Below are 11,395 nucleotides of genomic sequence, written 5' to 3' on the forward strand. Positions count from 1 at the left end.
TTCCGGAATGAACGCCATCGCGACGAGGATGCTGATCATTCCGCCAATCGCGAACCACGTCAGGTAGGGGTATGCCCACATCCTCACGCGCAGTTCGCCAGCGGAAGCGACTGAGTTCTCCTGCCTGACCGGGCGAATGGCCCCGCAAAAGCGAAAAAGCGCCGCAGCCTTTCGGCATGCGGCGCTTTGCGTCGTGGTGCGACGTGTGCTCGATGCGATCAGAAAATCTGGTGGCCAACCCACCATACGGCTGCCGCGATCAGCGCGGATGCCGGGATCGTCAGCACCCACGCCCACACGATGTTGCCGGCGACGCCCCAGCGCACGGCCGACAGCTTGCGCGTCGCGCCGACGCCGACGATTGCGCCGGTGATCGTATGCGTGGTCGATACCGGAATACCGAGGAACGATGCGATGAACAGCGTGATCGCACCGCCGCTTTCGGCGCAGAAACCGCCGACCGGCTTCAGCTTGGTGATCTTCTGGCCCATCGTGCGCACGATCCGCCAGCCGCCGAACAGCGTGCCGAGACCCATCGACAGATAGCACGCGCCGATGACCCACGAAGGCGGCGCATTCGACGTCGCGGATGCATAGCCGCTCGCGATCAGCAGCATCCAGATGATGCCGATCGTCTTCTGCGCGTCGTTGCCGCCGTGACCCAGGCTGTACAGCCCGGCCGACAGCAGCTGCAAGCGGCGGAACCGGCGATCGACCTTGCTCGGCGCGGTGCGGAAGTACATCCACGACACGCCGAGCATGATCAGCGAACCGAGGATGAAGCCGAGCAGCGGCGAGATGAAGATGAACGCAACCGTCTTCATCAGGCCGTCGATATTGAGCGAGCCCCAACCCGATTTCGCGACCGCCGCGCCGACGAGACCACCGATCAGCGCGTGCGACGAGCTCGACGGAATCCCGTAGTGCCAGGTGATCACGTTCCAGCCGATCGCGCCGATCAGCGCACCGAACACGACGTAATGGTCGACGATCTCGGGATCGATCGTCCCTTTGCCGACCGTCTGCGCGACCTTCAGGTGAAAGATGAAATACGCGATGACGTTGAATGCGGCGGCAAATGCCACCGCCTGCTGCGGCTTCAGTACGCCGGTGGACACGACGGTGGCGATCGAGTTCGCCGCGTCGTGGAAACCGTTCATGAAGTCGAATACGAGCGCGACGAGCACGAGTGCCGCGACCGTCCAAATGGCGAGTTGTATCGAATGCATCGTGTTCCGCTCAGGCGTTTTCCAGCACGATGCCTTCGATGATGTTGGCGACGTCCTCGCACTTGTCGGTGATCTCTTCGAGCAGCTCGTAGATCGCCTTCAGCTTGATGAGCGTCTTGACGTCGTCCTCTTCGCGGAACAGCTTCGACATCGCCGAGCGGAGCACGCGATCGGCCTCGGACTCCCAGCGGTCGATCTCCTCGCATGCCTTGAGGATCTGGCTCGACTGCTTCATGTCCGACAGCAGCGCGACCGCCTGCTGCACATGCTGCGCCGCCTGCGTCACGATATGCGCGAGCTGGCTTGCCTCCGACGTGACCGACCGCACGTCGTACAGCGACACGGCGGTCGCGACGTCCTCCATCAGGTCGAGGATGTCGTCCATCGTCGTGATCAGCTTGTGGATCTCGTCCCGATCGAGCGGCGTAATGAAAGTCTTGTGGAGCAAATCGATCGCTTCGTGCGTCAGCTTGTCAGCCGCTTTCTCGGCCGACTGCACGTTTTGCTTGTGAACCTCGGCATTACCGAGATTGTCGATCAGCAGTTCGAGCTCGCGGCCACCGGAAACGATGTACTTCGCGTGCGCATTGAAGATTTCGAAGAACTTGCCCTCGGTGGGCATGAATCGACCGAACATGGGATTCCTGAAAGAAGGTCAAACGGCTGTCACAAAAAGCGGCGACATTGTACCGTTTCCCGTCCCGCCGCGAAGTGGGCATGCGCACGTGCCGAGACGGGATACAACGTTTCGTGAAATAGGGGTTTACATCCGGCGTCACTCGCCGTAGAAGTTCTGCGCACCGGCAAAATTATCGAACTTCGTGTATTGCCCCAGGAACGTGAGCCGAACAGGCCCGATCGGACCATTACGCTGCTTGCCGATGATGATCTCCGCGGTGCCTTTGTCCGGGCTGTCGGGATTATAGACTTCGTCCCGGTAGATAAACAGGATCACGTCCGCGTCCTGTTCGATAGCGCCCGACTCGCGCAGGTCCGACATCACCGGACGCTTGTTCGGCCGCTGCTCGAGGCCGCGGTTGAGCTGCGACAGCGCGATCACCGGCACATCCAGCTCCTTCGCGAGGCTCTTCAGCGAGCGGGAGATTTCGGAAATCTCGGTTGCGCGGTTCTCGCCGGCCGACGAGCCCGACATCAGCTGCAGATAGTCGACGATGATGAGGCCCAGCTTGCCGCACTGACGCGCGAGCCGCCGCGCACGCGAACGCAGCTCCATCGGATTCAGGCCGCCCGTTTCGTCGATGAACAGTTGCGCCTCGCTCATCTTCTGCACCGCGTGCGTGAGTTTCGGCCAATCCTCGTCGGTCAGGCGTCCGGTACGCATCCGGTGCTGGTCGAGCCGCCCGATCGAGCCGAGCATACGCATCGTGAGCTGCGTACCCGGCATTTCCATCGAGAACACGGCGACCGGCAGGCCATACTCGACCGCCACATATTCGCCGATGTTCATCGAGAACGCGGTCTTGCCCATCGACGGACGGCCCGCGACGATGATCAGTTCGCCGCCATGCATGCCCGACGTCATCCGGTCGAGATCGACGAAACCGGTCGGCGTGCCCGTGACGTCGCTCGGGTTCGCGGTGTGATACAGCGTATCGATGCGCTCGACCACCTGCGTGAGCAGCGGGCCGATCTCGAGGAAGCCCTGGTTGCCGCGAGCGCCCTCTTCGGCGATCGAGAACACCTTGGATTCGGCTTCGTCGAGCAGCTGGCGGACTTCCTTGCCCTGCGGATTGAACGCATCGGCGGAAATTTCGTCGGCGACCGACACGAGCCGGCGCAGCACCGCGCGGTCGCGCACGATCTCCGCGTAGCGGCGGATGTTCGCGGCGCTCGGCGTATTCTGCGCAAGCGCATTCAGGTACGCGAGCCCGCCGACCTCCTCCGCCTTGCCGGACGTCGTCAGCGCTTCATAGACCGTCACCACATCGGCCGGACGCGTCGACGCGATCAGGCGGCCGATATGCTCGAAGATGATCCGGTGATCGTAGCGGTAGAAATCGCCCTGCGACAGGAAGTCGGCAATCCGGTCCCATGCCGCGTTGTCGAGCAACAGGCCGCCCAGCACCGACTGTTCGGCTTCGACCGAGTGCGGAGGGACTTTCAGCGATTCGAGTTGGGGATCTTGCGGCGCGTTCATGGGTTGGGATTATCGCGAATTGAGCGCGGTGACGCCAGACGGTCGTCGACGGCCGGAAACAAAAAAGGCAGGAGCCGGTTGCCCGGGCTCCTGCCCTTCATCCGGGCGGCGGGAGCCGCCCGGCAAGACTGCGTGTCGCTTACGCGTGGTCGCCGATCACGTTGATCGTGACGTCGACGACGACGTCCGTATGCAGCGCGACCTGAACGCCGTGCTCGCCGATCATCTTCAGCGGGCCTTCCGGCAGGCGAACCTGTGCCTTCTCGACGTCGTAGCCTGCCTTCTTCAGCAGTTCAGCGATGTCAGCGTTCGTGACCGAGCCGAACAGACGGCCGTCCACGCCCGACTTCTGCGTGATTTCGAACGACAGGCCTGCCAGCTTCTCGCCGACAGCTTGCGAAGCAGCCAGCTTTTCCGCTGCGATCTTTTCGAGTTCGGCGCGGCGAACTTCGAATTCAGCGATCGCCTGCTTCGTTGCGCGGCGTGCCTTGCGGTTCGGGATCAGGAAGTTGCGTGCGTAACCGTCCTTGACCTTGACGATATCGCCCAGGTTGCCCAGATTGGCGACTTTTTCCAACAGAATGATTTGCATTCGAATTCTCCTTATTGCGTCGCCTGATTACGCCTTGTGCTGATCGCTGTACGGCAGCAGCGCGAGGAAACGCGCACGCTTGATCGCCGTATCCAGCTGACGCTGGTAGTGCGCCTTCGTACCCGTCAGACGAGCCGGCGTGATCTTGCCGTTTTCGCCGATGAAGTCCTTCAGCGTTTCCGTGTCCTTGTAGTCGATCTGCTCGACGCCGGCTGCCGTGAAACGGCAGAACTTCTTGCGCTTGAAGAGCGGGTTTTGCTGCTGACGACGCTTGTCGAATTTCTTACCAGTGGGGCGGGCCATGTTCAGTCCTTTCCAATGTCCTGCAATGCTGTGATGTGAAACACCAAGGTGCGCGCGTTGCGGCTTTTTTTCGCCAGGAAGCCCGTGAACAGCGTCTCGACGCCCATTTCACAACGCTCCAGCCTGCCGCTCGCCTCGCCGGCCGCCACCGCCTCGATCGTCATTTCGACCTGACGGGGAATGCCTGCCTCGACGACTTCCGTGCGGTGATGCAACGTGGCGCTTGCGATCGGAACGCCGGCGGGCGTGTATCGCACCGCTGCGCGCTCGACGACGCTTGCCGTCATTTGCAACCTGTTCACGTGAGTGGCGTGCTCCTTGATGGCTTAATGACTATGAGCTTAAGCCTGCGCTTCGGTCGGCTGAGCAGCAGCCGCCTTCTTGGCTTCTTCGCGCTGAACTTCCTTCATCATCGGCGACGGGCCGGTTTCGGCCTTCTTCATCTTGACGACGAGGTGGCGCAGGACGGCGTCGTTGAACTTGAACGCGTGTTCGAGTTCGTCGAGCGTAGCCTGGTCGCACTCGATGTTCATGCAGACGTAGTGAGCCTTCGCGAGTTTCTCGATCATGTAGGCCAGCTGGCGGCGGCCCCAGTCTTCAACACGGTGGACCTGGCCGCCGTGCGACGTGATCGTGGACTTGTAACGCTCGATCATCGCGGGCACTTGCTCGCTTTGATCGGGGTGCACGATGAAAGTGATTTCGTAATGACGCATTACACACTCCTTGTGGATTGAAGCCACCCGGGCGTCTGAACCGGTGTGGCAAGTGAGAAGCCGGCGATTCTAACCCGGATACCGCGCGCGCGCAAGGTTCCCGCATGATTCGCCGCGCGATTCAGTCATGTTTTCAACGACTTGGGGCGATCCGGCGCCGCGCGGGGGCGATCGGCACCCGTTCCGGCGGCGAAGGGGTCACATCCCGCTGCGCCGCGTCACTCCGTGCGCGGCGTGCCGAGACGCCCATCCAGCGCTGTCCGGAACGCCGCAAGCGCGGCCGGCTCGGCGTCGGTCACCGCCCACCACGTCATGCCTGCCGCATCCCAGCGGTCGAGCGCATAACCCCGGGAGACCGTCGCATACGGCGCCGTCGGGCCGCCTTCGGCCGCCGGCCAGACATAGACGTCGATCACATGCTGCCGGTAGCGGTACACGAGTACCGCGATACGCCGCTGCCCGACAAAGTCGAGGCGGCCGCCCGCGAGCGTGAAGCCGCTCGCGCTCAGATCCGCGACCGGGGGCGCATAGTCGAGACGTCCGTTGAACCACGGCTTGACCGTATGCCGGTCGCTCGACGGCACATCGATATCGCGTGACGCCAGCCCGGCCCGCACGTGGCTCGCAACCAGCTCGTCGACGGTGCGGTCGATCGCTGCGCGATGGGCCGTCATCGTCAGTCCGGCCGCTGCGGCGAGCGCGATCCCGAGCGCGACGATCCAGCCGAGGCCGGGCAGCGCGACCGCGGGCGGACGCGGCCAGCCGGCAGCCGCGCCACGCAGGCCAAGACGTTCGAACCAGCGAGGGCCGTGCGTGTCCGGCGGTTCTCCAGCCGTTGCCGGCAAACCCGCGACGAGACGCGCGCGCAGCGCATCCGGCGCGCGATGATATTCCGCCAGCCGGACCGCACGGCCGAGCGCGACAAGCCGCTCGCGTTCGGAACGGCATGCGCCGCAGCCTTCGAGATGCTGCTGGATCCGCCAAGCATCGTTCGCGGAAAGCTCTCGGTCGACGTCCGCGCCGAGCAGCGGCCGCCTTTCGTTACAGTCCATCGATGGCCTCCGATGCCGTTCCGGCCGGCGGCGTGCCGCGCGCGCCCGTCGCCGTCGCCGCTGCCGACTGTGCCCCGACAGCCTGCGCCGGCACCGGACGCGGGCTGCCGAGCAGCATGGCGAGCCGCCGGCGCGCACGCGACAGCCGCGACATCACCGTCCCGACCGGCACATCCGTGATCGCCGCGATTTCGCGGTAACTCAACTCCTCCATTTCACGCAGCACCAGCACTTCCCGATACTCGGCCGGCAACTGCACGAGCGCCGCGTTCACCCGACGCATATCGTCACCGCGCATCAGCAGCGCCAGCGGATCTTCGCCGGCCGGCTGCCAGTCGTCCGGCCCCTCCGCCGCGTCGAGCGCCTCCGGCGACGCGACCTCGTGCGCGTTCGCACGGCGCCGCCACTCGGTGTACCAGGTATGGCGAACGATCGTCAGCAGCCACGGCCGCGCATTGTCGCCGCGGCATGAATCGACGAAGCGCAGCGCACGCATGCAGGCTTCCTGGACAATGTCGTCCGCGTCGCTCGCATTGCCGCACAGCCAGCGCGCGAGGTTGTACGCCGCGTCCAGGTGCGGCAGCGCCAGCGCCTGGAATCGCGCGCTGCGCGCCGCCATGCCGTCCGTCGCGCGTTCGTCGGCCATCCGGCCGGATTGCCCCACGTCGCCCCCTTTCGTGCGCGCGGCCACCGGCCGCGTCGGTTTCGCGTGCGCCACCGGAAATGGCGGCACGCCATGCGGTCAAGGATCGTTACCGCCCGTGAATCGAGTTTATTCCCGGCACGGTGCGACGGAGATGAAAAATAAACCGCGATGCACCGGGAATATCGGCCACGCGACGGCGGTATCACAGGCAAGTCCCCTCACCGCGAAGGAGCCGCCATGCCGACCTCTCCCCTGTCCCTGACGCGCCGCGATTTCCTGCGCCTCGCCGCGTACGGCGGCGCCGCGTTCGCCTCCGCGCTGCCCGGCTTCGGCTTCGCGCGCGACGCCGACTTCTTCTTCGTCCAGCTCTCCGACGCGCACTGGGGCTTCGCCGGCCCGGCAATCAATCCGGATGCGGGCGGCACGCTGCCGAAGGCGATCGCCGCGGTCAACGCGCTGCCGGCGCAGCCCGATTTCGTGATGTTCACCGGCGACCTGACGCACACGACCGACGACGTCGCCGAACGCCATGCACGCATGCAGCAGTTCCGGTCGATCGTGTCGCAATTGCGCGCGAAGCCGCTCTACCTGATGCCCGGCGAGCACGACGCCGCACTCGACGGCGGCGCCGCGTACCGCGAGCACTTCGGGCCGACGCACTACGCGTTCGATCACAAGGGCGTGCATTTCGTCACGGTCGACAACGTCTCGGATCCGGCCGGGCGCGTCGGCGACGCACAGCTCGAATGGCTCGCCGCGGATCTCGCCGGGCGGCCGCGCGACACGCCGATCGTCGTGTTCACGCACCGTCCGCTGTTCGATCTCGCGCCGCAATGGGACTGGGCGACGCGCGACGGCGCGAAGGTCATCGACGTGCTGATGCCCTATCCGAACGTCACGGTGTTCTACGGCCACATCCATCAGGAACATCACACGATGACGGGCCATATCGCGCACCATGCGGCCCGCTCGCTGATGTTTCCGCTGCCCGCGCCGGGCTCGCAGGACAAGCGCCTGCCGGTGCCGTGGAATGCCGCCGCGCCGTATCGCGGGCTCGGCTGGCGCGAGGTGCGCACGGCGGATGCCCCCGGCGCCTATCTGCTGAGCGAATTGCCTGTCGTGCCCTCGGGCACGCACTGAGGAGACCGCCATGGCTCATGCCGATCGCCCGGCGCCGCCCGCACCCGCGCGGCGCCGCTGGCTGCTTGCCGCAAGCGGCGTGGTCGTCGCCGCGCTCGCCGGATGGCAGGCGCGCGCGGCATCGCCGCGCGTCATCAAGGTTCATGCGCGGCGCTTCGTATTTACGCCCGACCGCATCCCGCTCGCACCGCACGAAGCGGTCGTGTTCGAACTGACCGCGCAAGACACCGTGATGGGATTCTCGATCCCCGCCTACGGCGTGCGCGCGGATGTCCCGCCCGGCGCGGTCGTGCGGCTGCCCGCGCAGGCGGGCGACGCCGGCACGGTCATGTTCCTGTGCGACATTTTCTGCGGCTCCGGACACGAAACGATGAACGGCGTGCTCGTCGTGGCTTGACCGCCGCGGCCGCCCGCCCCGCGCATGGCCGCTTACGGCATGCTGCTCCAGTAGCCGGGGCGCGCATACGCATCGCGCAGGTAGTCGATGAAATGGCGCACGCGCGTCGGCACGAAGCGCTGCTGCGGATAGACGGCAAGGATGTCGTAATCGGGCAGCGCGTAGTCGTCGAGCACGGTTTCGAGCGCGCCCGTCTCGAGTTGCCCGGCGATCTCCCAGGTCGAGCGCCAGCCGAGCCCGAGCCCTTCCGATGCCCAGCGATGCAGCAACTCGCCGTCGTTGCAGTCGAGGTTGCCGCCCACGCGCATCGTGATGATCTTGCCGCCGCGCCGGAAATACCAGCCGCGGTTCTGGCCGCCCTGCAGGTTGAACGCGAGACAGTTGTGCTCGAGCAGATCGTCGAGCGTCCGCGGGCGGCCGTGCTTGCGGAAGTAGTCCGGCGTACCGCATACGACGCGCCGGTTGGTCGCGAGCTTCACTGCGACAAAATTCGGATCGACCGTGCCGCCGATCCGGATCGACAGATCGTAGCCTTCGCGCACCAGGTCGACGACGCGGTCGGTCAGATTGAACGACACCTGCAGATCCGGCTTGTCGGCCAGAAAACCCGGCGCGTGCGGCGCGACATGCATGCGCCCGAATGCGGAGGGCGCGGACACGATCAGGTGCCCGCTCACCGCCTGCCGCCCGGCCGCCAGTTCGTTCTCCGCCTGCTCCCATTCGGCGAGCAGGCCGCGGCAGCGCTCGAGAAAGGCCGCGCCCGCCTCGCTGACGACGAGCCGCCGCGTCGAGCGATACATCAGCTTCACGCCGAGACGTTTTTCGAGCGCGTCGATACGCCGGCCGAGTACGACCGGCGACACGCCTTCCGCGAGCGCGGCGGCCGCCAGGCTGCCGGCGTCCGCGACGCGCACGAACGTCTCGATCTGCTTGAAACGATCCATTTCTCGCCTCCTTTCGGCCAGCGCGCGCGCTGATCCATGCCAAGCATCCGACGGCGGGCCGGGACGCGCCCAGCCGTCATTCAATACTTTTAGTTTCGGAATAAGCGACTGGCGCTGATCTTATCAAACCCATCACGCATCCCTAGAGTGTCTCCAACAGACCGGATCGCATGATTCGCGACACTCAAGGAGACATTCATGGCCAAGATGAGCGCCGTCGACGCCGCCGTGCTCGTGCTCGAAAAGGAAGGCATCCAGACCGCATTCGGCGTGCCAGGCGCCGCGATCAACCCGTTCTATGCCGCGATGCGCCGCTCGGGCGGCATCAGCCACGTGCTGGCCCGCCACGTCGAGGGCGCGTCGCATATGGCCGAAGGCTATACGCGCGCCGCGCCCGGCAATATCGGCGTCTGCATCGGCACGTCGGGGCCGGCCGGCACCGACATGATCACGGGCCTCTATTCGGCCTCGGCCGATTCGGTTCCGATCCTCGCGATCACCGGCCAGGCGCCGCGCGCGCGTCTTGACAAGGAAGATTTCCAGGCCGTCGACATCGAGTCGATCGCGAAGCCCGTCACCAAATGGGCGGTGACCGTACGCGAGCCGGCGCTGGTTCCGCGCGTGTTCCAGCAGGCCTTCCACCTGATGCGCTCGGGGCGTCCCGGCCCGGTGCTGATCGACCTGCCGATCGACGTGCAGCTCGCGGAGATCGAATTCGACATCGCCACCTACGAACCGCTGCCCGTCTACAAGCCCGCCGCCACGCGCGCGCAGATCGAGGCCGCGCTGACGATGCTCGACGCCGCCGAACGCCCGCTGATCGTGTCAGGCGGCGGCGTGATCAACGCGGCGGCGGAAGACTTGCTCGTCGCATTCGCGGAAACGGTCGGCGTGCCGGTGATCCCGACGCTGATGTCGTGGGGCGCGATCCCTGACGACCACCCGCTGATGGCCGGCATGGTCGGCCTGCAGACCTCGCACCGGTACGGCAACGCGACGATGCTCGCCGCCGATTTCGTGCTCGGCATCGGCAACCGCTGGGCGAATCGCCACACCGGCAGCATCGACGTCTACACGAAGGGCCGCACCTTCGTTCACGTCGATATCGAGCCGACGCAGATCGGCCGCGTGTTCGGCCCGGATCTCGGCATCGTGTCGGATGCGAAAGCCGCGCTCGAACTGTTCGTCGCCGTCGCGAAGGAATGGAAAGCGGCGGGCAAGCTGAAGGACCGCGGCGCGTGGGCGGCCGAATGCCAGGAACGCAAGCGCACGATGCAGCGCAGGACGCACTTCGACAACGTGCCCGTCAAACCGCAGCGCGTGTACGAGGAGATGAACCGGGTGTTCGGCCGCGACACCTGCTACGTCAGCACGATCGGTCTGTCGCAGATCGCGGCCGCGCAATTCCTGCATGTGTTCCACGCGCGCAACTGGATCAACTGCGGTCAGGCCGGCCCGCTCGGCTGGACGATTCCCGCCGCGCTCGGCGTGCGGGCGGCCGATCCGCAGCGGCCGATCGTCGCGCTGTCCGGCGACTACGACTTCCAGTTCATGATCGAGGAACTCGCGGCGGGCGCGCAATTCAAGCTGCCTTACGTGCATGTCGTCGTGAACAATTCATACCTTGGCCTGATCCGCCAGGCACAGCGCGCATTCGACATGGACTACTGCGTACAGCTGTCGTTCGACAACGTGAATGCGCCCGAGCTGAACGGCTATGGCGTCGACCACGTCGCGGTTGCCGAAGGCCTCGGCTGCAAGGCGCTGCGGGTGTTCCGGCCGGAAGACATCGCGCCGGCGCTGAAGAAAGCGCAGTCGATGCTGTCCGAGTTCAACGTCCCCGTGATCGTCGAAGTGATTCTCGAGCGCGTGACGAACATCGCGATGGGCGCGGAGATCGACGCGATCAACGAGTTCGAGGAACTGGCCACGAAGCCGGAACATGCGCCGACCGCGATCGCGCTGCTCGACTGACCCGCATCCGCTTTTGACTCACCGACGCGAGAGGTTTCACCCATGCCGAAGTTTGCCGCAAACCTGACCATGCTGTTCAACGAAGTGCCGTTTCTCGATCGCTTCGGGGCGGCTGCCGACGCCGGCTTCGACGCCGTCGAGTTCCTGTTCCCGTATCCGTTTGCCGTCGTCGGCGGTCTGAACGACCGTAAGCAAGCGCTTGTCTTGCGTGCGGACGATCAGCTCGACGCCTGGCACCTTGCTG

14 protein-coding genes and 1 pseudogene are annotated in these 11,395 nt (G+C 65.4%); 4 read left to right on the top strand and 11 right to left on the bottom strand.

The genetic code is table 11. The features are described 5' to 3' along the window. The 10 genes from KH616_RS14195 to KH616_RS14240 form a co-directional block, all read right to left on the bottom strand. Positions 1-291 (bottom strand): hypothetical protein (locus tag KH616_RS14195; RefSeq protein ID WP_292245483.1); only part of this gene is annotated, 291 nt, incomplete at its 3' end. Next, positions 219-1,229, bottom strand: a complete 1,011-nt coding sequence (locus tag KH616_RS14200; protein ID WP_292245462.1) for an inorganic phosphate transporter — start codon at positions 1,227-1,229, stop codon at positions 219-221. The genes KH616_RS14200 and KH616_RS14195, both read right to left, overlap by 73 nt. 10 nt (positions 1,230-1,239) lie before the next feature. After that, positions 1,240-1,866, bottom strand: a complete 627-nt coding sequence (locus tag KH616_RS14205; protein WP_292245463.1) for a DUF47 domain-containing protein — start codon at positions 1,864-1,866, stop codon at positions 1,240-1,242. A gap of 138 nt (positions 1,867-2,004) precedes the next feature. Next, positions 2,005-3,387, bottom strand: a complete 1,383-nt coding sequence (locus KH616_RS14210) for a replicative DNA helicase (protein ID WP_292245464.1) — start codon at positions 3,385-3,387, stop codon at positions 2,005-2,007. A 139-nt stretch (positions 3,388-3,526) separates the two neighbouring features. Next, complete coding sequence (rplI, locus tag KH616_RS14215; RefSeq protein WP_292245465.1) at positions 3,527-3,979, bottom strand: 50S ribosomal protein L9; 453 nt, start codon at positions 3,977-3,979, stop codon at positions 3,527-3,529. Positions 3,980-4,006: 27 nt separating this feature from the next. Beyond that, a complete protein-coding gene (gene rpsR / locus KH616_RS14220) occupies positions 4,007-4,282 on the bottom strand; it encodes a 30S ribosomal protein S18 (protein WP_292245466.1) in 276 nt (91 codons plus the stop codon). Positions 4,283-4,284: 2 nt separating this feature from the next. After that, positions 4,285-4,584 (bottom strand): primosomal replication protein N, encoded by a 300-nt coding sequence (priB, locus tag KH616_RS14225; protein ID WP_292245468.1) that lies wholly within the window; start codon positions 4,582-4,584, stop codon positions 4,285-4,287. A 39-nt stretch (positions 4,585-4,623) separates the two neighbouring features. Next, positions 4,624-4,998, bottom strand: a complete 375-nt coding sequence (gene rpsF, locus KH616_RS14230) for a 30S ribosomal protein S6 (RefSeq protein ID WP_292245470.1) — start codon at positions 4,996-4,998, stop codon at positions 4,624-4,626. Between the two features lie 218 nt (positions 4,999-5,216). Beyond that, positions 5,217-6,050: an anti-sigma factor gene (locus KH616_RS14235; RefSeq protein WP_292245472.1), complete on the bottom strand. Its 834-nt coding sequence runs from the start codon at positions 6,048-6,050 to the stop codon at positions 5,217-5,219. Further along, positions 6,040-6,696 (bottom strand): RNA polymerase sigma factor, encoded by a 657-nt coding sequence (locus KH616_RS14240; RefSeq protein WP_292245481.1) that lies wholly within the window; start codon positions 6,694-6,696, stop codon positions 6,040-6,042. The genes KH616_RS14235 and KH616_RS14240 overlap by 11 nt, the downstream gene beginning before the upstream one ends. 237 nt (positions 6,697-6,933) lie before the next feature. Between KH616_RS14240 and KH616_RS14245 the strand changes: the two genes are divergently transcribed. Further along, positions 6,934-7,836 (top strand): metallophosphoesterase, encoded by a 903-nt coding sequence (locus KH616_RS14245; RefSeq protein WP_292245473.1) that lies wholly within the window; start codon positions 6,934-6,936, stop codon positions 7,834-7,836. A 10-nt stretch (positions 7,837-7,846) separates the two neighbouring features. After that, on the top strand, positions 7,847-8,233 hold the full coding sequence (locus tag KH616_RS14250) for a cupredoxin domain-containing protein (RefSeq protein WP_292245475.1): 387 nt from the start codon (positions 7,847-7,849) through the stop codon (positions 8,231-8,233). A gap of 32 nt (positions 8,234-8,265) precedes the next feature. Here the strand turns inward: KH616_RS14250 and KH616_RS14255 are convergent, their stop codons facing one another. Then, the gene (locus tag KH616_RS14255; RefSeq protein ID WP_292245477.1) at positions 8,266-9,177 is read right to left on the bottom strand and encodes a LysR family transcriptional regulator; all 912 of its coding nucleotides are present in this window, start codon (positions 9,175-9,177) and stop codon (positions 8,266-8,268) included. Between the two features lie 198 nt (positions 9,178-9,375). Between KH616_RS14255 and gcl the strand changes: the two genes are divergently transcribed. Beyond that, on the top strand, positions 9,376-11,151 hold the full coding sequence (gene gcl, locus KH616_RS14260; RefSeq protein WP_292245479.1) for a glyoxylate carboligase: 1,776 nt from the start codon (positions 9,376-9,378) through the stop codon (positions 11,149-11,151). A 42-nt stretch (positions 11,152-11,193) separates the two neighbouring features. Next, positions 11,194-11,395: pseudogene (locus KH616_RS14265) on the top strand (hypothetical protein); the annotation flags it as partial.

The organism is Burkholderia sp., assembly GCF_018375725.1.
In the GTDB taxonomy this organism is placed as follows: Bacteria; Pseudomonadota; Gammaproteobacteria; order Burkholderiales; family Burkholderiaceae; genus Burkholderia.